This is a genomic window from Paenibacillus sp. RC84 (assembly GCF_041260495.1).
Lineage (GTDB): Bacteria > Bacillota > Bacilli > Paenibacillales > NBRC-103111 > Paenibacillus_F.
The window spans coordinates 487375-513904 of sequence record NZ_JBGBYL010000004.1; the positions used below are offsets into that span (position 1 = coordinate 487375).

Below are 26530 nucleotides of genomic sequence, written 5' to 3' on the forward strand. Positions count from 1 at the left end.
TAACGAAATGAGCTTTTTACGGGGTGGAGAACAAATGTTCTATTTCGGGCAAACCTGGGTGCAAAAACGGTGAAGGCAGATGTAAATGATGAAAGGGAGGGTTCAAACCATATATCGAAAAAGGGGTTTACTCTTTTGAAGTAAACCCCCTGAAGCCGGTCAATCCGTTCGATATTTCGGCGGACATGATCGACGCTTTTCATTTCGATATTTACCGGGCCGTCCGGCTCCGGCGCCAACGCTGAATCTTAGTCCTTGCCGTGCGCATGATCTACGCTTCTGCTGAACCAGGACCACACCCGCTGCGCATCCCGTTCTTCGATGAAGGAGACTTCGCACGCGGCTGAGCTCGTGTCTCCCATCACCGAAACGGAGAGGCTGAGGAGATGCTTGCGCCTCTGAGAGCGGGTGCCTTTCATGCGCAGACTCAAAATTTGAGGGCGCCGCACGAGCCAGGTCGACCTTGCGATCATCCGGCCGCGAACGGTAAGCTGGCTTCCCTGGAGAGTCATTCCCGAGCTTCTGAAGCGGGAGTAAGACCACAGGAAATCCAGCAGAAGCAGCAGCAGTCCCCAGAGGGCGGTCGGCCCCCAGAAATAGACGGCGGCCGCCGCAAGAACGGCCACTACGGCAACGTCGGTGCGGCTGTAATACAGCAGCGCTCTAGCCGGCGGCCGGCTCTCGATATCCGGCAGGCTGAAACGCGGGAGCAGCTGCGACAGAAGCTGCGGAATCCGCTTGGCGGACACCAGCGGCATGAGCATGATTTTTTCTTCTTTGGAAGAAGAAACGACCCGCAGCTCGATTTGCGCCCGTCCTATAAGCTGCCGGACCAGTCCTTCTTTAATCAGCACCGCCTGTACGCGCGCCTCCTGGAAGGTGTGCTTCTTTTTTTCCAGCAGCCCGTAGGAAACGGTGAGCGTACCCGCCTCGGCCCGGACGGTAAAGCCCGCGTATTTGAGCAGATACAAGAGTCCCGCCAGCAGCCATGCCGCCGCCAAGCCGCCCAGGCCCAGCAGGACGTAGATCAGCCAGCCCCCGTGCAGCTCGTTGCGCGCGTTCCATAGCCGTGCATACAAATTGCCGGGAAGCACGTCGTCGGCAAGAGACAAGACACCGGCCACGAAGGCCGCGATCAACCCGATGTTCAGCGTTGAGAACGCGGCAAGAATCAACGTTCCGGCCGTTGCCCGATAAGCATACATGCCCGTTTCTTCCGCAGCAGCTGTATGCGGCGGCCGGCCTTTTGTTTCAGTAGGTGCCGCGTCCGGCTCGATTGCCTTCTCCGTGCTTCCGTTTCCTTCGCCGCTTTCTGCGGTAACGGGAGAATAACCGGACGAGGAGAGGAACGCGTTAATCTCCCGGATGATTTTTGCGGCTTCTTGAGCCGATACGGCGGGCAGTACGCCGTCGGACTCCTTTTTGCCGCCCGGCATTTCGAACTTGAGCTGCACGACGCCAAGCAGCCGCTGCACAAAAGGCTGTTCCGTATTCATCGAATGAATTCTGGGATAATACATGATTTTTTCCTCGCGGAAAATAAGGCCTTTTTGAATGATCAGACGATCTTCTTCCAGCCGGTAGTGAAACGTGCTCCAGCCGACGGCCCCGAACCCCGCGAACAGCGCGCAGACGCCGAGCAGAATGAGAAACGGCATCCATCTCCATTCTCCTTCCCGTATGGCAATAAGCACAAAAACCGGCACCAGCGTTTGAAGGGTCTTCAGGACGGGGAAAAAGATATAAGACTTATGTAATTTGCGCGGCTCATTCATCTTCGTCCACCACCCTTGCGAGCACGCCCAGCCGGTGCTTTAAAGCTTCCGCGTCGTCCTCGCTAAGGCCTCTGATCCGGTGGGTCGTAGCCGCGGTCACGATTTTCAGCTCGGCGAGTCCGTAATATCTCTGCAGCGGCCCCCGCTCCAACTCAACGTGCTGGACACGTACCATCGGCACCAGGATATTCGTAATCCAGATCCAGCCGCTGCGGATCTCCAGTTCTTCTTCGGTTACTTCGAACGCATACAACCGGTATCTGGCCTGCGGAATCACGAACGTGAACAAAACAAGCGATACGGCGGAAGCGGCTGCCGCAATCCAGCCGGGAAGCATGAACCAGTCACGGCTTTGGGCCGCCATCAGGTAAGCGAGCGAAGCCAGCAGCAAAATGCCGTTTGTCAGCAGCGAACTGATCTGCGATGCGGTCACAAATCGCCGGTCCAGACGGCGGGTCAGCGGTCTATTCATTTCTCAACATCCTTTCCTTTACGGTTCTCTCTGTCTGGTTTCCAGCCTTATCCACAAAGGCCTTTCCCCATTATAAGACATTTTTTCAAAACTGGAAGAAGAGGGAAGGATTTTTGCTATTTTCTCCGATTTCCTTCATAATGACACGAGAGACGCTTGTTTTCGCGCACAAAACATGAATAAGCTTCGAATGGTATACTATAGAAAGAGAACGATTGGAGAATCGTAGAGGATCGCACGGACGGGAGGACTGTTAAAATGGAACAGCGCATTGGAGAGCGGTACGTATTGACCGAACCGATTCATCCTTTGGCGGATGGCGTCATGTATGCAGGGAAAGACCTGTCTTTGCACCGGGATGTATTTCTGCTCATGGTAGAAAAATCAGGGGACGCTTCATCATCCGATTACTTGCGTGTGCTCGGTCAGGCCGCACAGTTTTCGGACGAACGTTTTTTTCATATTTTAAACGCGGGACTTGCCGAAAATCATGTCTACACGGTATTGACCGCACAGAAAGGAACACCGCTTTCCGCTCAACTGGGACGCCACCGTATGCGGGGCACAGAAATTGTCTCCGCTGTTTTCGATTTGGGCAAAGGCATGCAGGAAGCGATGGAAGAGGGAATCTCCGGCTTCTCCGTAACGGCCGAGAATATGTGGCTGACGGAGGATAACCGCCTGAAAGTGATGAATTACTGGTCACCCGGCAAACTGGTTTCGCGCGGCTCGCTCGGTTTATGCACGCTGCTCTATCAAATCAGCACGCATTCCAAACAAGGACCGGCGACGTTCGACCAGTACCAGGAGAATGTGGTGCCGAGCCTGACCGGTCTGACGTCCGGACAGAAAGAGGCGCTGCTTGCTTTGTCGCGCCGTGTTTTCCGCGAAGAAGTTTCGCTGTCTTCTTTTATATTCAGCCTGCGGGAAATCATCGCGCTGGAGAAATCGCCGGAGGCTCCGCCTAAGGCGTTCATCCCACCGGCCGCTCCTCCGGCGGAGCCGGTACGGGAGACCGCGCCGCCGCGCATTCAGTACCGCCAGGAAGAAGAGCCTGCGCCGGAACGCGTGCGGAGGACAGAGAAGCCCCCTAGGGCAAAGGAGCCGGAAGCGGAAGAAGCCGACACCCGGGAGAAGATGCCGCTCAGGCGGACCATCTGGACCTTGGGGACCGTGGCCGTGGTCCTGCTCGGCCTCGCTGTCTTCATGTATATGCTGCTGCCGGGCGGACCCAGCAAAGGTCCCGGCAGCGGCGGTACGGCAGGCAATACGGCGACTGCCACGCCGGCGCCTACGCCGACATCGACGGTTAACACGGCGACTCCGGAGCCTACACCGACGCCAACGCCGGCAACCGAGGCGGTGCCGGGCCAGATTCCGAACCTGATCGGAATGACCCAGGAAGCCGCGGAGCAGGCGGTGAAAGCGGCCGGCATGCGGTATTCGTACTTCATCGAACCGAATCCCGCCGAGAGCGGCACCGTATTCAGGCAGGAACCCGCGCCTAATCAGCCGGCGAACAAAGGCGACCGCGTTACGTTCTATATCAGCAAAGGACAATAACCGGCCGCCGCAAGTCTGATAACCTTAGCGAAAGAGCCTACACCTCGGGTGGACGGCTCTTTTTTCGCATATTTCACCGATTCTCTGCAAATTTATCCCTTCACAAGACATTTGATAACCTACCTGAAAGACTGGAAATCGTTTACTATTATTCACGGAGACCGAAAAGTAAACAAGGAGGACGGGGGCGAGTGGAGAAAGAGTGGTCGATGTGGGGCAACGAGCGTTATTTGTTTGACCTGCTTATGCATTCGGAAGGCTCATCCATTAAGATGCTGGAAATCATCCTTCAAGAACAATTGAGCGAGGAAGTCGTCGAACAGGTGCTGATCCCTTCTAAAAGCTTACATAAAAAGCCTCGCGCCGTCTTCGGACAGACAAGCCCGCTGCTGCGCAGAGTCAGTTCTTACCGATACAGGGAAGAGACCATTCTTCACAAGGCGATTTACGCTCATCTTGAGGCGCTGCCGGAAGGTGCGCTGGACGGGATGAATCACGAGAATCTTCATCTGGAGAAGCTGATTGACAGTCTGGAAACGAAGCGGGAAATCCTGTACGCGGGCTATGAGAACAACCGAAGCGCTGACGTTTGTTTCCACCCGGTTAAGCTCAAAGCGGATCTTTTTCCCGTGAAAGAATATCAGCTTACGTGCAGCGGCTCCGTCTGTTTTCTGGTTCACGAGCTGTTTGATGCGGAGCTGATTTTACGGCATTCGCGCAGGAAATTAAGAAAAGAGATTTTTATGTGAAATCGTAAGGACCTGCACCTTCCTCTTCAACATGTTAATCATAAATAACAGACAGCAACAAAGCTTTAAATGATTAGCGATTAGCGGCTTCCGGGATATTCCGGGAGCTTTTTTTTGAGCTTTTTTGGGGCATCGCCCGGAAAATTTGCTTCGTGTTGAAAATCTGCATGTTCCTGATGCTGCTCCTTTGTGAAAAAGAAATAACTTCCCTGACGTTAGCTGTCAGGGAAAGGATTTTATAATAGGCTATATCAATTGTGATTGGAGTGTTATCGGATGCAAACAACAAAGGTTTATCTTTATGTATTTAATACGATGTCAGACTGGGAATATGGATATTTGATTGCTGAACTAAACACGGGAAGATATTTCAAAAAGGATTTAGCGCCTTTAAAAGTAGTTACAGTAGGAGCTGCTAAAGAAATGATTACTACGATGGGAGGGCTGAACCTGATACCGGATATTTCCCTTGATGAGTGGACTCTTGAGAGTAAAGATCTGTTAGTTTTACCCGGAGGGAATACTTGGAGAGAAGATATTCATCAGCCCATCTTGAAAAAAACCGGCGAAGCTTTAAAGCTTGGCGCTATTGTCGCTGCAATTTGTGGTGCAACCGAGGGACTGGCGAATATGGGATACCTGGATTCCAGAAAGCATACAAGCAATGACTTAGCGTATATTAAAGGGGTCTGTCCTACTTATAAAGGAGAGACATTTTATGAGGCGGGACCTGCAGTGTCTGGTGAGAATTTGGTTACCGCATCAGGAGTAGCTCCTCTGGAATTCGCGATGGAAGTGTTGAAAAAATTAGATGTATTTGAACCGGTTACCTTGCATGCCTGGTATAACCTAAACAAGACTCATCAACCTGAATACTTCTTCCAGCTAATGAATTCAATACATAGATGAACCTAAAAAGAATCGGGCGCTTGTACGGAGCGCGGCAGCAAAAAGAACAGGCGCAGCATACGCCCGTTCTTTTTTAGTTAATGGGATTAACTATGGTAGCTGCCTGTCGGCGCGTTAAGCACCCATTCCAGCATCAACGTCATATCGTCCAATTTCTTCAGCTGCGCTTTCAGGAAATCGTTCTCCGGGTCGCTGTTCAGGCGTTCCTGAACCGATTGTTTCTGTTTATTTAACTCCATTAACTTTCTTTGGACTTGATCTTCTGTTCGCATGGCGGTCCGCACCTTTCCGCAAAAATTGTGACCTTCGACATGTTATTTTAGCATGTTTACAGGCGCTAACGTCAAGAATCCTTCCCAAACGACAATTTATTCGAAAAGAAAGCGGGATAAACTTTTCGATTTCATCCAAAATGATGTATGATCAGGAAAGGGACCGGCATCCATCCAAAATATTCCCCGATCCCTTAGTTAAATGGAGGTACGCATCTTTGGACATCTTGATGAAGCTTTATTCTTTTGTTCCTCTATTGAACTTTCTGTTTGCTCTGGCTGTCGTGTTTATGGAGAAGAGGAACGCGAGCGTTACGTGGGCCTGGGTGATGGTTCTGATTTTTTTGCCCGGCATAGGATTTATCCTTTATTTGATCTTCGGACAGAACATGAGCCGGCGCAAAATTTACAAGCTGAAGGAATTTAATCAGAAAGATATCGACAATCTGATCGAATCCCAGCGCAGAGGCTTCCGTGAAAGCCAAGTGAGATACAAGGATCCGGCTATGGCCGATTATCAGGATCTCATTTATATGAACTTGACCAGCAGTTCAGCGGTTTATACCCAGGACAACGAAGTCGAAATTTTTACGGACGGCAACGACAAGTTCGCCTCTCTGCTGGCGTCGATTAAAGAAGCTCAGAGCCACGTTCACCTGATGTATTACATCGTCAAAGACGACCGGCTCGGGCGCAGAATGATCGAGGCGCTTGCGGAGAAAGCGAAAGAAGGCGTCGAGGTCCGCTTTCTATTCGACGATATCGGCAGCTCTTGGCTTCCCCGTCATTTTTACAAGCCCTTGCTGGATGCGGGCGGTGAAGTGGCGATTTTCTTCCCGTCCCGTATTCCGTACCTGAATTTCCGCGTCAATTACCGGAATCACCGGAAGCTGGCGATCATTGACGGCATGACCGGCTATATCGGCGGATTTAATATCGGCGACGAATACCTCGGCATCAACGAGCGGTTCGGCGACTGGCGCGATACGCATCTGAAAGTAACGGGCAGCGCCGTTCTGCAGATGCAGGCCCAGTTCTTTATGGACTGGAACCTGGCGTCTTCTCACTACCTCAAGGCGGTACCGCGCTACTATCCTTTAATCAAGCATCAGGGATCGGTAGGCATCCAGATCGTATCAAGCGGTCCCGATAATGAGCTGGAACAAATCCGTAACGGCTATTTGAAAATGATTTATGCGGCCAAAGAAAGCATTTTTATCCAAACTCCTTATTTCGTGCCGGACGAGAGCCTTCTGACCGCTTTGAAAATGGCCGCGCTGTCGGGCGTGGATATCCGGATCATGATCCCGTCGATTCCCGATCACAAAATGGTTTACTGGGCCACCAAATCCTATCTGGGAGAACTGCTCAATTTGGGTGTGAAAGGGTACTTGTACGAGAAAGGATTCCTCCATGCCAAAACTATCGTTATCGACGGCAAAGTCGCTTCGGTAGGGACGGCCAATCTCGATATGCGCAGCTTTAAGCTGAATTTTGAAGTCAATGCTTTTCTGTTCGACACCCGGACCGCTACGCGGCAGAGGCTTATTTTCGAGGAGGACATGCTGCACTGCTCGCAGTTTACGCCCGATATGTACAAAGCCCGGTCTCTCATGGACCGTATCAAGGAATCGGTAGCGCGTCTGGTTTCTCCGATTCTATAGCGCAAGAGAAAAACCCGCGTTTTCGGCGGGTTTTTGTGTTTTCAACACAGCGGCGGAGCGGGCTGCAGACGATTTTGAAAGGATTCGAACTTGTTCAAGAGGTCCGATTAGATATATAATATACACGTTATAATAGAGGCAGCACTTGCTAGGGCGGAAGATCGACTTCCACCGCTGCCATCCTCGGTATATACCTTTCTGAAAGTGAGTGGGATCATTAATGGGCCGTAAGTGGAACAATATAAAAGAGAAAAAAGCGTCGAAAGACGCAAGCACAAGCCGGATTTACGCGAAATTCGGCCGTGAGATTTACGTGGCTGCCAAGCAGGGCGAGCCTGATCCGGAATCCAATCGTGCTCTGAAGGTCGTTCTTGAGCGTGCAAAAACATACATGGTGCCGAAAGCGATTATCGACCGTGCGATCGAAAAAGCGAAAGGCGGAGGAGAAGAAAGCTACGACACTCTTCGTTACGAAGGTTTCGGGCCTAACGGCTCGATGGTGATTGTCGATGCGCTGACCAACAACGTAAACCGGACCGCTTCGGAAGTACGTTCCGCTTTTAACAAAAACGGAGGCAGCATGGGCGTCAGCGGCTCGGTTACCTATATGTTCGATCCGACGGCTGTTTTCGGCGTTCAGGGCAAGTCTTCCGAGGAAGTGCTGGAGCTTTTGATGGAGGCCGATTTGGATGTCCGCGACATCATCGAGGAAGAAGATACCGTTATCGTTTATGCGGAATCCGACCAGTTCCATGCGGTACAAGAAGCGTTCAAAAACGCGGGAATCACCGAATTCACCGTAGCCGAATTAACGATGCTCGCACAGAACGATCTGGAACTGCCGGAAGACGCGCAGGCCCAGTTCGAAAAATTGATCGATGTTCTGGAAGACCTGGAAGATGTCCAGCAGGTTTATCACAACGTAGACCTCGGATAATAAACGTTTATAAGCCGCCTTCGGGCGGTTTTTTTGCGTCTGAGAAAGTGTTTTCTTATTTAGATTACATAATAAATATTATGTATCTTAATTGCAAAACTAACAGGTGCCTATTGACGGATCACCTCTTCTCTTGTATGGTTAATTACATGAGTAACTAACCAGCAAAGTTCGTACATGAAAGTGGTGATAAAAGTGTCGTTCAGAATTGATGACAGCCGTCCTATATTTATGCAAATCGCGGAAAAGATCGAAGATGACATCATTGAACAGCGGCTGCCAGAGGAAACCCAGGTTCCTTCGACCAATCAATTCGCATCGTTCTACCAGATTAATCCGGCGACGGCGGCCAAAGGTGTTAACTTGCTGGTGGACCAAGGCATTTTATACAAGAAGCGGGGGATCGGGATGTTCGTTGCTGAGGGAGCACGACAAGGATTGATGGATAAGCGGAAAACTCAATTTTACGAGCAATTCGTTGTCTCGATGGTTCAAGAAGCAGAGAAACTCGGTATTACAAGCGAACAGTTGATCGAGATGATCCGGAAAGGGGATAGAAGCGGATGAAAGAAGTTGTAGTGGAAGTCAACCGGCTTACGAAAACATTCAATGAGGTTACAGCGGTCGACGGAATCAGTTTTTCCATAGAACCGGACAAAATTTACGGTCTGCTCGGAAGAAACGGGGCGGGCAAAACGACGGTCATGCAAATGGTTACCGCGCAAATGTTTCCTACCAGCGGGGAGCTGAAAGTGTTCGGACAGCATCCCTATGAAAATTACGACGTAATGAAGCAGATCTGCTTTATCAAAGAAAGCCAGAAATACCCCGATAACTTTCGGGTAGCGGATGTGTTAAAAGTCGCGGAAGCTGTTTTTCCGAATTGGGACGGCGATTACGCGGGGTCGCTGATCCGGGACTTCAGGCTCCCGCTTAAGCGGAACGTCAAAAAGCTTTCCAGAGGAATGCTTTCCTCGGTCGGCGTTGTAGTCGGGCTTGCCAGCCGCTCGCCGCTTACTATTTTCGACGAGCCTTATTTAGGCCTGGATGCCGTGGCGCGGAGTCTTTTCTACGACCGGTTAATCGAGGACTATACGAGGTATCCGCGCACGATCATTTTATCCACACATCTGATCGACGAGGTAAGCCGGCTGTTGGAGCACGTCCTTGTCATTGACAGCGGGAAACTGATTCTGGACGCCGAAACGGAAGAACTGCGCGGAATGGCTTATACCGTGATCGGCCCGGCTGCCGGCGTTGAATCTTTCGTACAAGGAAAAGAAGTGATCCACCGGGAACCGTTCGCGTCTATGCTTTCCGTCACGGTTATGGGGGATTCCGAATCCAGGGCCAAGCTGCTGGCCACAGACATGGGGCTTGAAATTGCACCGGTTTCCCTGCAGCAGCTGATCATCTACCTGACGAAGACCAATCTCGAAGAGAAAGTGGTGAACGGGTCATGAATTTGCAGCGTTTGTCCGGAATTATGAGTATACATTATCGGAATAAGGTGTTATGGCTGTATGTTCCCGGCGGGATCCTACTGGGTAATTTTCTCGTTAATTACCTCGTGAGCCGGTTGACGGGAGGCGTTGAGATCTATACCGGCGGCTTGGCCTCCATCTTTGTCTGCCTGTTTATCGGAGGTATTCTCACCGCCGCACAGACGTTTCCGTTTGCGCTTGGATTCAGTGTACGGCGTACCGACTATTACATGGGTACTCTGGTCATGTTTGCAGGTGTGTCCGTCCTGAGCGCTCTGCTGGTACTTCTGTTATCCTGTATGGAGGTATGGACCGGCAATTGGGGAAGCAATCTACATTTCTTTCATTTACCTTATTTGAGCGATGGATCGATCTTGGCGCAGTTCATTATTTTCTTTAGCCTGCTACTCTACAATCTATTTACCGGTTTTGTGATCGGGAGCTTTCAGCGCAAATTCGGAGGAAAAGGTACGTTCATCCTGATGGCGGCTCTTTTCCTGGTAATTACGATACTGGCTTTTCTTAGTACCGCCAACGGATGGTGGGGTGCGATTTTCAGCTGGATAGCCGGGCATACGGCCGTACAATTAGCGGTTTGGCTGTTTCCTGTGACATTGATATTCGCCGCGGCTTCTTATGTGCTGCTCAGAAGAGCGAGCGCTTGATCGGGTATGGAGGACGTCCGTTTTTACGGACGTCTTTTTTTGCGACAGCATAGCGAAGGGAAGTTCAGGCTTTCGTGAGAGGAAAGTGAAATGAGTTGTTATTTACATAATATATATTATGGTATTAAAAAGAAAGCTATAGGGTTGACCACGAGGAAGAAACGTTAAAAAAGATGCACAAGTTTGCGGCAGGAGGGGGGTACCACAAATAGGATGGTTCCCGGATTAAGCTTAACGATCCGGAACACCATCCTTTTTATTTTCAACTGACACGTTCAAGAAGAAGATTTGCCGCGTGTTTCGGAGCTCAAGTGCTGAATTTGCTTCTCCAGGACCGTACTTGCCCTCGTTAAGAATCGGTTAATGAATTCAAGCTCTTCATCCGTATAGGAGGCGGCGAGGTTAACCATCGCGTCGTGAAGCGGGAGGTACGTACTGCTGACCTCTTCTTTGTCTTCATACAAAGGGACAATAATGACCTTGCGGCGGTCGTTCGGGTCCATTTGCCTGCGGACAAAACCGTTTTTCTCCAAACGGTCAATCAGAGCCGTAACACTGCCCGTTGCAAGGCCGGTTAATTTCGACAGTTCACCGGCGGTGATAGGGCCTTTTTCGTGCAGGATATCTATGGATAGAAAATCATTATTGTACAAACCCAGACTGGCCGCTACATTTTGCTGGTACAGAACGGTTCGGGTTCCTAATCCGCGCATACGCAGAGTGAAATTTTCCTGAAGCTCGGTTGGTTGATCTTTCCGGTCGCTTGACAAAAGAAAACCCTCCTTTTAAGATGTATATATCTCGATGAACGAGATATTAGATTAATGAGATAATACACAATCAAGATACTAGATCGTCGTATGATTAACCCTATTCATTATAGTATCGGAATCATGACTAGTTTGCAAAGCCGATTCCCGTGCTAGGTAAACCTTATAACGATACATTCCAATCAAGTTGGATGAGGAGGCTTCTTTATGAAAGACAGCATCGTGATTAAAGGTGCCAGAGAGAATAACCTGAAAAGCATCTCGCTTACGATTCCGAAATACAAACTGGTTGTCCTGACGGGTCCGTCCGGCTCCGGCAAATCGACGCTGGCTATGGACACGCTTCAGCGGGAGTGCCAGAGACAGTATATGGATTCCATGGGATTGACGTCGGATTCGATCGGCAAGCCGAAAGTTGATTCCATTGCGGGATTGTCCCCGTCTATCAGCGTCGGACAGCATGTTACAAACCGTAATCCGCGCTCGACGGTCGGTACGGTGACAGACATTTACACGTATGTCCGCTTTATCTTTTCCAGACTTGGGGAGCGGGTATGCCCGTCTTGCAGCGGCAGTATTCCGCCTTCATTTGAACCGTCGGGGCAGCTAACAGAGGAAGACGAGGATCTGAATCCCCAGTCGATCTACTGTCCGCACTGCGATGCTGAACTTGAGAAGCTGGGGATGCCGCACTTCTCTTTCAATAAGCCGGAAGGAGCCTGCGAAGCTTGCGGAGGGCTTGGACATGTGGCAAGCATCCATGAAGCAGCCGTTTTCAATCCGGAACTCAGTCTGCGCGGCGGGGGAGTCGCTTCACTGAACGGCGTTCATCGCGACATTCAGATCCGTATTCTGGTGGCGGCCGGTAAGCATTACGGATTTGAATTTGATCCGGACCAGCCTTTAAAAGACTACGGTGATATTCAGCGCGATCTGCTGTATTACGGAGTGGAGAGCGAGGCATTCAAGCGTCACTTCCCAAACGTTAAGCCAGTCCAAGGCACAAAATTCGAAGGAGTCATTCCTGGTTTATGGCGGCGTTATAAGGAGAAGGAAGGGGAGTCCGGCGCCCAGGAGAAAGACGGCGGGTTTTTCCGTGAACAGCTTTGCCCGGAATGCCATGGAGCCCGCCTGAAAAAAGAAATCCGGCTCGTGCGGGTAGCCGGCGCTTCTATCTCCGAAGTTTCGGACTGGTCGCTGGGCGAGGTCTATACATGGACGGAAGGACTGCAGGCCGTTCTCCCTGCCGAAGGTCTTCATCTGCTGGAGCCGATTCTGCACGATATGCCTACACGGCTGAAACGGATTATAGATGTGGGGCTCGGCTATCTTTCCATGAACCGACAGACCGTAACGCTGTCCGGCGGAGAAGCGCAGCGGCTTCGGCTCGCCTCATTGCTTGGATCCGGCCTGACCGGCGTGCTGTACATCCTGGATGAACCGACGACCGGTCTTCATCCGCGGGATACGGCCGGCCTCATCCGGGTGCTCCAGGAGCTGCGCGACCTGGGAAACACCGTACTCGTTATCGAGCACGATATCGAGATGATGCGCGCTGCCGATCATCTGATCGATATCGGTCCGGGAGCCGGACTATATGGGGGAACTGTTGTCGGGGAAGGAAGCCTGGAAGATTTGATGGCAAGCGAGCGTTCGGTTACGGGAGCTTACCTGAGAGAAGAAAGTCTCCCGGCCCCCATACGTGTACGAAGAAAAGGAAACGGACAGCAGATCACGATCCGGGAAGCTCAGCTCCGCAATATCCGAATCCCGGAAGTTTCCTTTCCGCTTGGAAGCCTGGTGTCCGTAACGGGAGTTTCCGGTTCGGGTAAATCCACGCTCGTCTTCGATATCCTTGCGCAAGGAGGTCAGGACGGTCCGGAGAAGACGGGATGCAAGGAAATAACGGGCATGGGGCATGTCGGGAACATTGTAATCTTCGACCAAACGCCGATGGGGAGAGTCCAGCGCTCGAATGTCGCGACCTACACGGATGTGTTTACCCACTTGCGGCAGCTGTTTGCGGGCTTACCGGAAGCTAAGGAAAGAAAGCTGACCTCCAAGCATTTTTCATTTAATACACCTGGGGGCCGCTGCGAGACATGTCAAGGGCTGGGCGTGCTGTCCGTAGATATGAATTTCCTGCCCGATCTCGAAGTAAAGTGCCACGACTGCAAGGGAAGACGGTTTACGGAAGAGGTACTCCAGGTTCAATATAAAGGCCTGTCCATTTCGGATTTGCTGAATATGTCCGTTCAGGAAAGTCTGCCGATTCTCCAGACGGAGACTAAAATGGCAGGCATCATCACCATGCTGTGTGAGGTAGGGCTCGGTTACCTGAAATGGGGCCAATCGGTTAAAACGTTGTCTGGCGGTGAGGGACAGCGGATCCGACTGGCGAAAGAATTGAGCAAACCGTCCAAAAACCACACACTCTATCTATTGGATGAGCCGACGACCGGTCTTCATCCCACTGACATCAGACAGCTTCATGTTCTGCTCAATAAGCTGGTCGATACGGGAAACACCGTTGTGGCGGTCGAACACAGCCTGGAACTGATCCGGGAATCCGACTGGGTAATCGACATCGGACCGGAAGGCGGCGCAGCCGGAGGCCAGCTCGTAGCGCAAGGTACGCCGGAACAGGTGGCCGATGTGCCGGCTTCCTATACGGGCATGTTCTTGAAGCGGGTTTTATCCGAAGGGATTTAACTATAAAACGGGCATAGTAACAGAGAAGGTGGGGGAAACCAGAGACGATGGCAAAGAAAAATAAGGCAGGTTTGATCATAGCGGCGCTGCTGCTAGCCACATTAATGGCTTCGATGGATAATACCATCGTGGCCACCGCAATCGGGACCATTGTAGGAGACCTGGGCGGCTTTGATAAGCTGATGTGGGTGACATCCGCCTATATGGTAGCCGAGATGGCCGGGATGCCGATTTTCGGCAAATTATCGGATATGTATGGGCGCAAGCGTTTCTTTATCTTCGGTATTATCGTATTTATGATCGGTTCCGCCTTGTGCGGCACGGCAGATTCCATCATTGAGCTGAGTATTTACCGCGCTGTACAGGGGATTGGCGGCGGGGCTCTCGTGCCGATCGCATTTACCATCATGTTCGATGTGGTCGCTCCGGAAAAACGGGGCAAAATCGGCGGGTTATTCGGCGCCGCATACGGAATTTCCAGTATTTTCGGACCTCTTATCGGCGCGTATATTACGGACTATATCAATTGGTCGTGGATTTTCTATATCAATTTGCCTGTAGGAATTGTGGCATTCTTCATGATCGCTTTTTTCTACAAAGAGTCTGTCGAGCATACCAAGCAAAAAATCGATTACCTTGGCGCGGTTACGCTGGTTGCTTCAATCCTTTGCCTGATGTTTGCCCTTGAGCTCGGCGGCAAGGAATATGCTTGGAACTCCGGCATGATTACGGGGTTGTTCGGTGCTTTTGCAGTCCTTATCGTTGCTTTTATATTCATCGAACGACGTGCGCAAGAACCTATCCTTACATTTGGTATGTTCAAAAACCGTCTTTATTCAACCAGTAACATCATGGCTGTATTTAGCGGTGCAGCTTTTATTACGGCTTCCGTCTATATTCCAATCTTTATCCAAGGTGTATTTGGCGGCACGGCAACCAGCTCGGGACTTGTTCTGCTGCCCATGATGGTCGGATCGGTCATCACCGCTGCGGGCGGAGGATTCTTGCTTTCCAAGTTTACCTACCGTTCCATCATGATCGCAACGTTGGCGCTTCTTGTTGCCGGTATGGCTCTGCTTACGACACTCACGACCGGTTCTTCGCGCTTCACGGTCACCATTCTCATGATTCTGGTCGGTCTGGGGATTGGCTCGTCATTCTCCGTACTGAGCAACGCCGCGATCCATGGTTTTACAGCAAAACAGCGGGGATCCGCAAGTTCTACGCTCAGCTTTACACGGGAACTTGGAATGACATTGGGAATTACAGTTTTCGGCATCATTCAAAGTCATCTGTTTACGAATAAATTAGGTACGATGTTCGGAAGCGGGGGACAAACGCCGGAAAATCTTAATCTCAGCGATCCGAGTAAAATCTTAACCCCGGAGACTCGCGGCCAGATTCCGGTTCAAATACTTGACAAGATTACCGAAGCGTTGTCTTCGTCACTTGTTCAAACTTTTGCTTGGGCGATTATACCGGCAGTTATTGCGCTTATGGCAGCATTTTCCATGAGTAAAGAGAAATTCGATCCGGCATCCGAGCTTGAAGAATATACGGCATCGCATTAAAAAAACTCAATAAATAGATTCTAAAAGTATAAATTTATGATAAAACGCCAAAAATACTAGAAATGTGAATAAACCAAGGTTAGATTTGATTGTAATTCACGCAAAAACAATTAAATTTTCGTAAGTTACAAATTACAGAAATTACAGAAAAACGCATGTTGTGAGATTGCCGCACAATAGCGTTTTTTCTTTTTTAAATAATTCTACAAACACAAGCAAATGATTACAAACAATATAAACACTAATTGTAGACGAAATAATAGTGATACTGTGAATGTATGAATTTAAGCACAAAGGACCCACAACATAAAAACTTATGTACATCTACTTCACAAAATCCGTATTTTGTACATATGTCTATAAGTCAGATTTTCCTTTTTACAATCATGACAACTAAATTTAAAACTATTGTTGTATTGATTCAAATAATTTATCAAGCAGCCTGTACCTTAATCTTTATATTTACTGACCCATTCTGATTGCCAAGTTTGAAAGCTCTTTTTACTCAATTCCTCTATTGTCCCTCCAGTTAATGAATACCCAAGACCCGCAGGTATCTCATCAACGTTAGTATTAGTAATCAATAAATAGCCACCAACAATTTGTTCGTCAACGACCAATAATGTTGCTTTTAATTTATCATTTTTTCTCAAGTCGAGCTTGGAAATCAAATTCTTATTTTCTACAAGATAGCTCTTTGAAATTATATCTTTATTTATGTAGGGAGTTACGTCCTTATTTTGCACGCCCCATAACGCCATGTACGGTAATTGAGTTAGCTTTTCTCTTGTTAAGACGTATTGTTTTTCCTCTCCCATTTTTTTAACAACCGTTAAGTCCCTTTCTGACAAGTATTTTTCATACATGTCCGGTTCCTTATTGCTTGTGCAAGCCGAAATTAATAGTGACATAGTCAGGAATGCATAACATATGAGGCAAATTTTAAAGAATCTCATTGCTCCACCCCTTGAAAAAAGAAATGAGGTACTATCTTAGTATAGTACCTCATTTCACAAAAAATAACATCATATGGATAATTAGTTACTTTGCTTTGGCTTTGAACCGGTAAAATGCATATGCTGCCCCAGCTATTAATAATCCAGGTATTGCAGCTAAGTATACGTTGTAGTGTTTTCATCAAGCGGTTTAAAGTCAGGTGTTGTAGTATCAGTTGATACTAGAATGTAATCATGTGGATCATGACCCTGTATTAATGAAACCTCTCGGTTAAAATAGAATTCGCGGCTCCATCCCTCCCATTTGTCAGGACCAGTATTTTATCGATCTTATCAAATGGAAGTTCATTAGTACTCTCTTCTGGTCACCGTTAGGGTTGCTTTCATAACAATGCTTTTGCGCTCTTAACACCTGGACGCCTGGGTACGGAGATGGATACAGCCGATCCCCATTCAGTCGCACGCGTCGCATCGGAAGAAACTACATTGGCCATGGTTTCACAAGGCGTTCGCGCATCCGTGGTTCGTCTTCCGGCATCCGTTCATGGTGATGGCGACAAGGGATTGGTCCCAACTTTGATCGATGTTGCAAGAAGAACGGGTGTCTCCGCCTATGTAGGCGATGGAACGAACCGTTGGCCCGCTGTGCACCGGCTCGATGCAGCCAAACTTTATCGACTGGCGCTCGAATCTGCATCTGCCGGCACCCTCGCCAGCACAATCCAATCTTAACGACCTGTCGTATTAAATGATATGGAATAATTAGGGGCTGTCCAGAAAGTCAGCATAAACTGACTTTCTGGACACAGCCCCTTTTATCCACTCACGAGCCCGAGGACACATTCTTGATGTTTCTGTCGTGCCATCAGGGTGACCGCCTAGCAATTGCTCAATCTGACCCAACTCAATCATGGAAGCTTCATCGTGCAAAACTTTTGCCCTTTTTTCATATAGGCGGCGACCTTCCCGATCCTGTCCAAGAAACTCCAACGTCTCCATCGCTTTTTTCAACGTCGGTTCGTTCATTTTCAGCATCTCCCACTTGGATTTATCTAACGGGAAACGATATATGTTCTTGTCTGTGACTTGGGACAAGAACATATATCGTTAAAACAAAAAAAGCCGCAATGATGCGACTCCTTTACGATAAATGTTTTTGTCCTCCGACATTTTTTTTCCTTGACAACCCATCCCTTGAAAAAAGAAATGAGGTACTATCAATGTACGTTGCGATTTATTACTATTGGCTAAACATCATAATTTACAATATAACTGTGCATTTCCGTATTGTAGAAGCCCTCGCTGTATTCGATCACCTCGCCCGTTTCGTCATAGGAATAACGCAATCTTTTCAATAAAGGGGTTTTCTCTTGCACGCGTAATTTCTCCTCTACAAGAGGATTGGCAAATGCTACCGCAAAATGATCCCGATATTTCGCCAACGTGATTTCTTGCTCCTCAAGCCACTCGTACAGAGACTGAGCATTCAGTTCCCATTGATCGATTTCTCCTATACGCGTGGTCAAATAATGTGTGTAATGGGTATAGGGCACATTATTAAGGCTGTACAGACGTTCTATGCGAACGCACTGTGCTCCAAATAACTGATGCGGTTCCGTACCCTCTTCCGTCATGATCACTTCGACTTGCAACAATTGCTTCTGAACCTGATTGCCTTCTTCGACCAATATCTCTGTAAATCGCTTCCATGTAGACAGCTTGGAAGTAGCCGTATTGCGTATAACCTTCGTCCTTTTGCCACTACCCTTTTCCAGATAGCCTTCTTGGCACAGTTCTTTGATGGCGTTGCGAATTGTAATCTTGCTGACTTCGAACTCCTTCTCCAATTGGGGCTCTGAAGGGATATTCGCCTTAATAGGATACACGCCATGCAGTATTCTATCCTTTAAAATATTTTTGATTTGCAAATACAAGGGCCTTTGATTCCGGGATAAGTTCACTTCTGCATCCACTACCTTTCTAAGTCCCTATTGAGCCCGACAAAGCCCGGTGTAGTTCACCTCCGATGACTTCGGAGATTCTCCCGCTCCGGGGGCGCGAACAAGACTGCCGCCGCGACATACTCCCGCTTGCGCTAATGACGCGTTAAAACCTCGTAATTAACATTCCATGTAAACACCATTCACAACGACCCCTTTGGCTTCTATGCTTCTATCGGCTGTCCACTTGACACCTTCGGAATCAACCAGTGTAATCGGATCATTCCGAAGGGTGAATAAGGTTAAATTGGCAACGTCCCCAACTTGTATCCGGCCAAGCTCCGGTTTTCCGAGCCAATTGGCCGGATGATCCGTAACGGCTGCAATCACTTCCTCTAGCGAATATCCCAAATAAAGAAATTTCGAGAGGACATTGGCCATATTATACACGGGGCCATTTAATCGGTTTCTACGGTAGATGTCCGTGCTAATCGTGTTTAAACCGATGCCATGCTGCTTTGCTGCCTCGGCAATTCTTAACGAAAAGCTTGCTGAACCATGCCCGACGTCCAAGTTTACGCCGCGTTCAATGGCATCCGCTAACACAGGAAGGGGATTGCCCTGATCATCGAAGAGATTATTCGGCTTCCCGTTGAGATAGTGAGTGATAATATCCCCTTTCTCTAATAGAGGGACGATCTCCTCAATACTTGGCGGTGCGGAACCAATGTGCACCATTAACGGCAGTAATGTTTTATCGGAAAGAGCTCGCGCGATACGCAGAGGTTCAATGCCGCTTTCACCCACCACGCTTTTGCTGATTCGCGCTTTTAATCCCACTATGAAATCTTTGTGCTCTTTTACCGCTTGAATGACTTTTGACGTATCTATCCATTCCAGATTGGATAATTCATCGATTCTTTGCAAGCCTACTCGCGAAATGTTCAAAAAGGCGAATAGATTGGTTTGGGCGTGCTGCTTGCTTGCGGCTAACTCGGCAATCCGGTCCGCCCCGCAGCTTCCCGCATCCACGATGGTCGTGACGCCCAGCTTAATTCCGATTTCATCGATTTCATCGCCGTAGGGTTCAAATTCGGGAAAGGCATGGGCATGCATATCAATCCAACCGCTTGATATGTAAATCCCCGAGCAGTCTTTCACTTGTTTTCCTTGTCCACTCCCGGCTGTCGTTACCTCGGTAATTTTACCCTCTTCGATTACGACATCGGTAGCTTCCCCATTCACACGCTTTACATTACGTAACACAAATGACTCTTGCTTCGGCTCATACATGAACTTCACCTTTTCCCTGGTTTTAGTTAAGAACGCTTGCAAACGATTATTTGTTATGGGTTCCCTAGGTATGTGCACGATCGCATTGTAAAATAATTATAACGTTATAATGTTAATGTAGCATACAGGAAGATTAAAGTAAATATAACGTGGTAACAAGCTGACTAAATATCCAAAAAGGTCGATTATAATACAAGTATTTAAGGAGAAAAATTTTATGAGATGGGATCGGCAGTTTGTCTCTCAGCAGGTCATGATGTGGTAATGTTAGACTATCGAGCCTGCGGTAGAGAGGGTGAACCTGAAATCGTTCACGTCGATCAAGAAGATGACTATGAGATTACCTTCCTGGCCGATAATTTTGAAGCGTTTATTAGAGGCTTAGTGAGCGATGAAGAATATGATACTTCTGAGGAAGACAAAGAACATGACTTAAATAAAGTAGCACACGGCAAATTTTCTCCTTTGCTGGAGGAGCTTTGCTCTGGGACAACCGAAGTGGAACACGGCCTCATCTATAGCCGCGTACAATACGCTAGAAGTCACTTGGTAACGCGCAGAATCTTGGATTGGCCAAAGCGTTAATTCATAAGCCGGACGCTCTGATTCTTGATGAGCCAACTAATACACTTGATCCAGCCGGAATTGACAATCAAGGGGATGTTTGTGTCAGTAACCTCCGACACAAACATCCCTTTAAACTAAAAAGGACCCTTGATATTATTGTATTTTAATTATGGCATGTTTCTGTCTTTAGACAGCTGCCTCCCCTTCATGAGCCTTCCACATGCATTCCGTGATCTCCATCCCACTAAAAAAAGATGTGAACGAAGAATTCTCTGGGCTGCACGCATACATTCCCAGTTGAATTTCCCCGCTACCCTCAAATAAATGAAAAATACGCATTTGTCTATATTCTACTCCGTCATAGGAGTTCTCGATGCAGAAATCACGATTGCGACGGCTAATTCTGTAAAACATAACTTTAATACTAGCGTCAATATCTGTCGTCGCCCAATCGGAAAATCCGTTGTTCGTCACTACACTGCCTAATCGTTGGTATTGTTCATTTTCGTACTCAATGGAAGCCTTGAACCAATTGTCGCTGTTTTGGTAGATCGCTACACCGCATTGATCAAACCGATTGTTAGTATCAAACTCTGTTCGGACCACAAATGAAAAGTAGGGTTCATGAATCTTAAATAACAGAGCCGGTGCGTTATCGTTTCTAAAACCGTAGTACGTACGCTGCCAGAAGTCCGTTCCAGGCTCTGTTTGAATTACAACTTCATTTTCTCGAATCGAATAACTCGTGGGCTCATTTAACCAAAATAATTGACTTGGATCGTATTTCATGAACTGCCCCTCCTGCTCACTGAATAAGACCCATTATACCGTAAAAATCGGTACTCCAAAACTTGAAGCCGTCACCCTGCGTCAATTTAGAAAAACAAGTGCACCTTGCGTCCAGACTTGTTCATTTGGGCGATCATATGCTAGATCCTCTCATTATTATGTAGAATGGGAAGCGACGAATTACTTTCATTTCAATATCGCAAGCGCCTGTTTTGCCGCTGCACCTTCATGCACAATCGACATTAACGCAGCCGTCATGCCTGCAGGGTTCGGATGCTGAATATGTTTTTCTATATCATTTATCGTTTTTTTTATTAACTTCATACGTAGCAGCCGCCACTGGAACATATGACGTTGATTCTATTTTATATACGATTGTTCAAATTATGGAACCACAATCTCACGAGAAAGATTCTCAATTACGGCAAACGATATATGTTCTTGTCCCAACGCGGCAAACGATATAAGTTCTTGTCACTGACTTGCGACAAGAACTTATATCGTTAAAATAAAAAAGCCGCTGCTGCGCGACTTTTAAGGATGCATGTTCTTGTCAGCCGACATTCCTGTAACTTTTGTTTTGTCATCTAAAAATAAAAAATGCAATGCCATTAACGACATCGCATTTTTTAGAAATTCGTCGGTCAACATATTTCATAAACTGCTTGTTTTCTAATGTTGGTTTATCAAATACATCCATCGCTACCTTTGAGCGGTATAAAAGATTGCATACAATTGATCTTTTTCTTTTATTTTGATGCACGGTTAGGACAATTCATATTCGGTATGTCCTCATTAACTTGGGATCCTATAAGCCGAGTACTGTAAACGGTCGTTTTTGTTAATGTATTTAAACGAGAATTTTGATAGACTCGCCTACTTTAACTTATTTAGCTCATCCCATTTAGGTACGGATTCACTTTGGGCACCATTTTGTGCTAATTGGAGCCATAACCTAAAAGGATTCAAAAAAAATGTGTTGTGAATTTATTCTGCAGCCAGATTATTATATATAGTTTCTCGTTTCGCTTCACCTGCTGCCGCTCATCTGACCTTCGCCATTTGCCAAGGAGCGGGGACGTCTCTAGCCCTCAAACTGCGGCAATGCTGCCCAATTGATCTCCTTCACTGAAAACGGTTTTCTACCTCCCCACGTTTCCTTGCTCTTTTTTCTTTCGAGTATCTCATTTAACCAGTATTTTTAGGCTTTTGTTGAAACGAGTGATTTCATGGATAGCTCCAGTATTCAGGTCTTGGCGTGAGGTATTGCGAATTATTTCAAAAGTATAGACAAGGGTTAATCTATTGGTTATTGAATTATAAGTACGATCGTGCTAAATTTTTATCCCTGTGTACTAAATCCTGCCTATTTATTCGGATTGAGGCTGTCCGCTTCATTGCATATAATGAATGTACCACCCTTCGGGGAGATCGTTAAGGGAGGCCGCGATGAACAAGACCGCATTTGACGAACCATTATTTGCAAGCTTGAAGCCGGGCTTAACCTCGTTCTGTTACCGAATGCTAGGCTCCATGGACGATGCGGACGATGCCGTTCAGGAGACGAGTATTCGGGTCTGGCAGAGCTGGAGCACGTTCAGACAGGATTCCTCGTTCAAAACTTGGGTCTATCGGATTGCCTCCAACCTTTGCTTGGACAAGCTGAGACAATCCAAACGCCGCGCGCTTCCCGTTGACCTGTTCGACCCGGCCGTCGCCATCGTCGAGCCGCGCGACACGCTGCCGGACTCTGCCTGGATCTGGCCGTCTCCCGACTTTGGGGGCAATCCGGAGGATCGGCTCGTCCGCAGAGATACCCTTCAACTGTGCTTCATCGCTCTCCTGCAGACCTTGCCTCCGCGGCAGCGCGCGGTACTCATTTTGAAGGATGTATTTGAATGGTCCTCCAAGCAGATCGCGGAAACATTGGCGATGTCGCCGGCAGCGGTGAACAGCGCCTTGCAAAGAGCCCGAGAGACGATGGACCGGGCGCAGCTTCGCTCGGATGAGCTCAGCAGCATGAACGTTCAACCGGAGCAGCAGCTGCTGTCCCGGTATGTGGAGGCCTTCGAGCAATTCGATATTACTGCGCTCGTCGCGTTGTTCCACGAGGAAGGCTGCATGTCGATGCCGCCCTTCGAGATGTGGATCCGCGGCAAGGAAGATTTGTCCGCCTTCTATTCGCTTACTCGCTGGCATTGCGAAGGTTCGCGATTTGTGCCCATTACGGTGAATGGCGGTTATCCGGCGTTGGCCCAGTATATGCCGGGCAAAGAGAGCTCTGGCCTGGTACCCTGGGGCATCCACGTCATCGAAACCAAAGAAAATCAAATCCTGCACGTTCAAAACTTCATTCATACGCCATTATTTTCGCGATTTGGGCTGCCTGAGCGAATTGACCAATGAATTTCGTCATTGGCTTACGTCTATATCATTGAGAATAACCAAACGACGAATATCATAAGAGAGGTGTCTAATGGAAACGAGTCAACCAACGAAAGTAACCGTGCAAGCCGTCATTCAAGCCCCTGTCGAGAAGGTATGGCGCTAATGGACCGAACCGGATCACATCACGAGGTGGAATCAAGCGTCCGAGGACTGGCATGCGCCGAGAGCCGAAAACGATTGCGGATCAGTGGCAAGTTTCTGACACGGATGGAAGCGAAGGATGGCAGCATGGGCTTTGATTTTGGCGGCGTCTACGATGTCGTGAATCTGCATGAGGCGATCGGCTACACCATGGAAGACGGAAGAAGAGTGGATATTGCTTTCGTCGATCAAGGGAATGAGACGAAGGTCGTTGAAACGTTCGACGCGGAAAGCTCCAATCCCGTCGAGTTCCAGCAAGCAGGCTGGCAAGCGATCATGGACAATTTCAAAGCCTATACCGAACAAAACTAATCATCGCGAAGAAGACGCCTGGGAAGATGCCCGGCGTCTTTCTTTTTGAACCCTAGTACGAGCGTGCTCTCCGTTAGCCTTAATCTTGTCCCGCATCTATGTTCATGTAGTTAATGGCCCACAGATGGCCGTCCAAGTCCACGAAGCCCCAATGATACATGAACCCATGATCTTCAGGTTCAGCGTGCAATTTCCCGCCCAAGGAGACCGCGGTATTCACGATTTCATCGACCTTTTCCCGGCTCTCGAAGGCCAATGCGATCGTCATCTGCGCATACTTGCTCGTATCTACGGTTTCCTTCACCGTGAGCGTATTAAAGAATGCTTGATTGATCAGCATGACCTGTAGGTTGTCGCCGATCACGATGGCTACCGAATTCTCGTTCTCGGGGAATTGCGGGTTGAGCTCGAATCCGATTCCGGTGAAGAACGCTTTCGATTGTTCTACGTTTTTTACAGGCAGGTTGAAGCTCGTGAATGCGGACGTTAATGCCATTTTCAAAACACCTCTTCGTCAAATTAGTTTGTGTTCATTAATGCCTTCGTTTATATAGACGACATCCGATCCGGGAATTCATCGGTCTCATGGATTCGGAAGCGAAAATATTGAAAAATAACTTGGTATTGAGTTCGGATACCCGCCATTCCCGTAAGGTTGCTTATTCTTATTGTGCAGGGATAAAGATTGAACCTCTTTAAAAAGGAATTTTTATGAATATATGACAATTAAAGAGTGGGTATCGAGTGACGGAACAGGGGTTCTTGTTAAATATTCACTAACTACTAATGAGAAGGAACCTACTTTACGGGAACCTATATAAGTTCTTGTCCAAATACGGCAAACGATATATGTTCTTGTTATCCAACATATATCGGGTTCTTTGTACTCCTTATATGCTTGATCTAGTTTATTTTCAAACTGATCCCAAGCTGCGCCAGAATATGAAATAAACGATCCTTCCTTCGATTCATTATTTCTACGTTTTTCATACAGTGAGAAGTATGTATCCATCCATTCATACGATTCCGCAGATTTTTTTACGAGTTAGCAGGTTTATTAAGCTATCGTACCCGTTAGTTAAATTAATTAGTTGTCTGTTTTTATTGAGTGTCTTCGTCGCTTTTGTACTCCAAAATATCACCTGGCTGACAATCCAAAGTCTTACATATCGCTTCTAATGTTGAAAAACGAACCGCTTTTGCTTTCCCATTTTTCAGAATGGAAAGATTCGCCATAGTAATTCCAACCCTCTCCGAAAGCTCCGTTACGCTCATTTTTCGTTTTGCTAACATCACATCAATATTAATAATAATTGCCATATCCTCCACCTCAGACCGTCAAATCATTTTCTGATTTTATGTTAATCGCTTCTTGCAAAAGCCGTTGTAGGACAGCAGCAAAAAAGGCGGTAACCAGCGAAGAAAAAATGATGATGAGTCCCAATAATCCAATAGGAGGGTCAACTTTCTTCGCTATAAAATGAATGAGTGGCATGCCTAATACATATAAACTGCTGATGGTAATCGCACAATGTTTTATATTCTTTAATGCATTTACTGATAATTGCGAAAATGATTTGCTTTTATCCATATAACGCAAAAGATTGAAAGCTTGATAGAGAGCCAAATAGAACGGGATAGCCGCTCCATACATAAGTATGAAAACGAGATATTTCATTGAAGCGATATTTGGGTATAATTCGGATGCAAAATTCGCTACATTAGGCACTAAAAATATACACAGAGCAAGAACTGGAATCCCCATAAGAATAACCGCTAATTTTAAAAACAATGTGGATGCTTTTTTCATTTATAACACCTCTTTTTTATTTTTTATTCAGGAGATTTTTTATTGGTTTTTGAAGAACTTCTAAAATGACTGCAACAATACTTGTTGCAAAAATACCCATTAGACTTAGCGATATCGGACCCGCTGCGTCATCTCCTGTGGTTTTAGCAAGCACCATTAAGTTTACTATCACTAACAAAATGAAGAAAATGACTGTAAAGGCACATCTCTTTATAACCTTCAAAGATTTAAGGGATAACTCGGAGAAAGCATTGTTCCTTTCGATATAAGTTAATAGCTTAAACACATGATACAATGCAACAGAAAACGTTATACAGATTCCATACGCGCATACTAAAAGGGGGTAAACCTGGTAATGGTAATCCGGATTTGCTAGGGCATCTCTCCTCGTTGCTTCAGGCAACCAATAGATACACAAAGCAAGCACTGCAATTCCAGCCAGAAAAATAATTACCTTTAAGAAATTGGTTGAACCTCGTTTAACATTCATTTAAAACACCTCGCTTATTTATGACAACATGATTTTAGCATACGATTTATCGTTTTACAATAATTTTGTATCGTATTTTATTATATTGTTATTAAAATATAATTGCGCGTTTGGAGTCTAAACGTCAAATAACCCCCATCTGTCTCTGAAGTGCACCCCTTAGAATGGACATTGGAAAAACCCTCTGGGTAAAATCCGATAAAATTCTAGGGGGTGCATTTTTTTATGCCAGCGAGAAAAG

The 26530-nt window shown here is 47.5% G+C and carries 24 protein-coding genes and 5 pseudogenes; 15 read left to right on the forward strand and 14 right to left on the reverse strand.

What is annotated here, in order from left to right; all coding sequences use genetic code 11:
- Window positions 1-248: 248 nt before the first annotated feature.
- Window positions 249-1775 carry a PH domain-containing protein gene (locus tag ABH899_RS12435; RefSeq protein WP_369996453.1) on the reverse strand — a complete coding sequence of 509 codons (1527 nt, stop codon included), beginning with the start codon at window positions 1773-1775 and terminating at the stop codon, window positions 249-251.
- Complete coding sequence (locus ABH899_RS12440; RefSeq protein ID WP_369996455.1) at window positions 1768-2247, reverse strand: PH domain-containing protein; 480 nt, start codon at window positions 2245-2247, stop codon at window positions 1768-1770. Before ABH899_RS12440 ends, ABH899_RS12435 begins: the two co-directional genes overlap by 8 nt.
- Before the next feature lie 258 nt (window positions 2248-2505).
- Here ABH899_RS12440 and ABH899_RS12445 point away from each other — a divergent pair, with 258 nt between their 5' ends.
- From ABH899_RS12445 to ABH899_RS12455, 3 genes are all read left to right on the forward strand, one after another.
- Window positions 2506-3810, forward strand: a complete 1305-nt coding sequence (locus ABH899_RS12445) for a Stk1 family PASTA domain-containing Ser/Thr kinase (RefSeq protein ID WP_369996456.1) — start codon at window positions 2506-2508, stop codon at window positions 3808-3810.
- 191 nt (window positions 3811-4001) lie between these two features.
- Window positions 4002-4559, forward strand: a complete 558-nt coding sequence (locus ABH899_RS12450; RefSeq protein WP_369996457.1) for a hypothetical protein — start codon at window positions 4002-4004, stop codon at window positions 4557-4559.
- A gap of 276 nt (window positions 4560-4835) precedes the next feature.
- Window positions 4836-5468 (forward strand): type 1 glutamine amidotransferase family protein, encoded by a 633-nt coding sequence (locus ABH899_RS12455; RefSeq protein ID WP_369996458.1) that lies wholly within the window; start codon window positions 4836-4838, stop codon window positions 5466-5468.
- An 86-nt stretch (window positions 5469-5554) separates the two neighbouring features.
- Here the strand turns inward: ABH899_RS12455 and ABH899_RS12460 are convergent, their stop codons facing one another.
- Window positions 5555-5740, reverse strand: a complete 186-nt coding sequence (locus tag ABH899_RS12460) for a hypothetical protein (protein ID WP_369996460.1) — start codon at window positions 5738-5740, stop codon at window positions 5555-5557.
- Between the two features lie 218 nt (window positions 5741-5958).
- Here ABH899_RS12460 and cls point away from each other — a divergent pair, with 218 nt between their 5' ends.
- From cls to ABH899_RS12485, 5 genes are all read left to right on the forward strand, one after another.
- Window positions 5959-7404, forward strand: coding sequence for a cardiolipin synthase (gene cls / locus ABH899_RS12465; RefSeq protein WP_369996461.1), 1446 nt, complete (start codon window positions 5959-5961; stop codon window positions 7402-7404).
- Window positions 7405-7624: 220 nt separating this feature from the next.
- Window positions 7625-8341 (forward strand): YebC/PmpR family DNA-binding transcriptional regulator, encoded by a 717-nt coding sequence (locus tag ABH899_RS12470; protein WP_009673580.1) that lies wholly within the window; start codon window positions 7625-7627, stop codon window positions 8339-8341.
- A 177-nt stretch (window positions 8342-8518) separates the two neighbouring features.
- Entirely contained in the window at window positions 8519-8908 is a 390-nt protein-coding gene (locus ABH899_RS12475) for a GntR family transcriptional regulator (RefSeq protein WP_369996462.1), read from the forward strand.
- Entirely contained in the window at window positions 8905-9804 is a 900-nt protein-coding gene (locus ABH899_RS12480; RefSeq protein ID WP_369996464.1) for an ABC transporter ATP-binding protein, read from the forward strand. The genes ABH899_RS12475 and ABH899_RS12480 overlap by 4 nt, the downstream gene beginning before the upstream one ends.
- Window positions 9801-10490: a hypothetical protein gene (locus ABH899_RS12485; RefSeq protein WP_369996465.1), complete on the forward strand. Its 690-nt coding sequence runs from the start codon at window positions 9801-9803 to the stop codon at window positions 10488-10490. The genes ABH899_RS12480 and ABH899_RS12485 overlap by 4 nt, the downstream gene beginning before the upstream one ends.
- A 275-nt stretch (window positions 10491-10765) precedes the next feature.
- Here the strand turns inward: ABH899_RS12485 and ABH899_RS12490 are convergent, their stop codons facing one another.
- Window positions 10766-11260 (reverse strand): MarR family winged helix-turn-helix transcriptional regulator, encoded by a 495-nt coding sequence (locus ABH899_RS12490; RefSeq protein WP_369996467.1) that lies wholly within the window; start codon window positions 11258-11260, stop codon window positions 10766-10768.
- 207 nt (window positions 11261-11467) lie between these two features.
- Between ABH899_RS12490 and uvrA the strand changes: the two genes are divergently transcribed.
- Entirely contained in the window at window positions 11468-13972 is a 2505-nt protein-coding gene (gene uvrA / locus ABH899_RS12495; RefSeq protein WP_369996468.1) for an excinuclease ABC subunit UvrA, read from the forward strand.
- A 47-nt stretch (window positions 13973-14019) separates the two neighbouring features.
- Window positions 14020-15543 carry an MDR family MFS transporter gene (locus tag ABH899_RS12500; RefSeq protein ID WP_369996469.1) on the forward strand — a complete coding sequence of 508 codons (1524 nt, stop codon included), beginning with the start codon at window positions 14020-14022 and terminating at the stop codon, window positions 15541-15543.
- Between the two features lie 449 nt (window positions 15544-15992).
- On the opposite strand, the gene ABH899_RS12505 is transcribed toward ABH899_RS12500, so the two are convergent.
- Complete coding sequence (locus ABH899_RS12505) at window positions 15993-16409, reverse strand: hypothetical protein (RefSeq protein WP_369996471.1); 417 nt, start codon at window positions 16407-16409, stop codon at window positions 15993-15995.
- A 489-nt stretch (window positions 16410-16898) separates the two neighbouring features.
- Here ABH899_RS12505 and ABH899_RS12510 point away from each other — a divergent pair.
- Window positions 16899-17207 (forward strand): annotated as a pseudogene (locus ABH899_RS12510) (NAD-dependent epimerase/dehydratase family protein); the annotation flags it as partial.
- Between the two features lie 195 nt (window positions 17208-17402).
- Here ABH899_RS12510 and ABH899_RS28600 read toward each other — a convergent pair.
- From ABH899_RS28600 to ABH899_RS12525, 3 genes and pseudogenes are all read right to left on the reverse strand, one after another.
- Window positions 17403-17552 (reverse strand): annotated as a pseudogene (locus ABH899_RS28600) (PD-(D/E)XK nuclease family transposase); the annotation flags it as partial.
- Between the two features lie 194 nt (window positions 17553-17746).
- The gene (locus tag ABH899_RS12520; RefSeq protein ID WP_369996505.1) at window positions 17747-18460 is read right to left on the reverse strand and encodes a GntR family transcriptional regulator; all 714 of its coding nucleotides are present in this window, start codon (window positions 18458-18460) and stop codon (window positions 17747-17749) included.
- A gap of 159 nt (window positions 18461-18619) precedes the next feature.
- Window positions 18620-19732, reverse strand: a complete 1113-nt coding sequence (locus ABH899_RS12525; RefSeq protein ID WP_369996473.1) for an amidohydrolase/deacetylase family metallohydrolase — start codon at window positions 19730-19732, stop codon at window positions 18620-18622.
- Between the two features lie 237 nt (window positions 19733-19969).
- On the opposite strand from ABH899_RS12525, the pseudogene ABH899_RS12530 reads away from it, so the two are divergent.
- Together ABH899_RS12530 and ABH899_RS12535 are read left to right on the forward strand one after the other, a co-directional pair.
- Window positions 19970-20236, forward strand: a pseudogene (locus ABH899_RS12530) (SMI1/KNR4 family protein); the annotation flags it as partial.
- Window positions 20237-20274: 38 nt separating this feature from the next.
- A pseudogene (locus ABH899_RS12535) lies at window positions 20275-20379 on the forward strand (ATP-binding cassette domain-containing protein); the annotation flags it as partial.
- Window positions 20380-20485: 106 nt separating this feature from the next.
- On the opposite strand, the gene ABH899_RS12540 reads toward ABH899_RS12535, so the two are convergent.
- Entirely contained in the window at window positions 20486-21088 is a 603-nt protein-coding gene (locus ABH899_RS12540; protein WP_369996475.1) for a DUF1349 domain-containing protein, read from the reverse strand.
- 186 nt (window positions 21089-21274) lie between these two features.
- On the reverse strand, window positions 21275-21412 hold the full coding sequence (locus ABH899_RS12545) for a hypothetical protein (protein ID WP_369996476.1): 138 nt from the start codon (window positions 21410-21412) through the stop codon (window positions 21275-21277).
- A gap of 1125 nt (window positions 21413-22537) precedes the next feature.
- On the opposite strand from ABH899_RS12545, the gene ABH899_RS12550 reads away from it, so the two are divergent.
- Window positions 22538-23494, forward strand: a complete 957-nt coding sequence (locus tag ABH899_RS12550; RefSeq protein ID WP_369996477.1) for a sigma-70 family RNA polymerase sigma factor — start codon at window positions 22538-22540, stop codon at window positions 23492-23494.
- A gap of 70 nt (window positions 23495-23564) precedes the next feature.
- Window positions 23565-23989: pseudogene (locus tag ABH899_RS12555) on the forward strand (SRPBCC family protein).
- A gap of 79 nt (window positions 23990-24068) precedes the next feature.
- Here ABH899_RS12555 and ABH899_RS12560 read toward each other — a convergent pair.
- The 4 genes from ABH899_RS12560 to ABH899_RS12575 all read right to left on the reverse strand — a co-directional run bounded on the left by ABH899_RS12560 (window position 24069) and on the right by ABH899_RS12575 (window position 26289).
- Window positions 24069-24485 (reverse strand): VOC family protein, encoded by a 417-nt coding sequence (locus ABH899_RS12560; RefSeq protein ID WP_369996478.1) that lies wholly within the window; start codon window positions 24483-24485, stop codon window positions 24069-24071.
- 605 nt (window positions 24486-25090) lie between these two features.
- Window positions 25091-25309: a helix-turn-helix domain-containing protein gene (locus ABH899_RS12565; RefSeq protein WP_004434885.1), complete on the reverse strand. Its 219-nt coding sequence runs from the start codon at window positions 25307-25309 to the stop codon at window positions 25091-25093.
- A 10-nt stretch (window positions 25310-25319) separates the two neighbouring features.
- Window positions 25320-25799: a DUF2975 domain-containing protein gene (locus ABH899_RS12570; RefSeq protein WP_369996481.1), complete on the reverse strand. Its 480-nt coding sequence runs from the start codon at window positions 25797-25799 to the stop codon at window positions 25320-25322.
- A gap of 16 nt (window positions 25800-25815) precedes the next feature.
- A complete protein-coding gene (locus ABH899_RS12575; RefSeq protein WP_369996482.1) occupies window positions 25816-26289 on the reverse strand; it encodes a DUF2975 domain-containing protein in 474 nt (157 codons plus the stop codon).
- Between the last annotated feature and the right edge of the window lie 241 nt (window positions 26290-26530).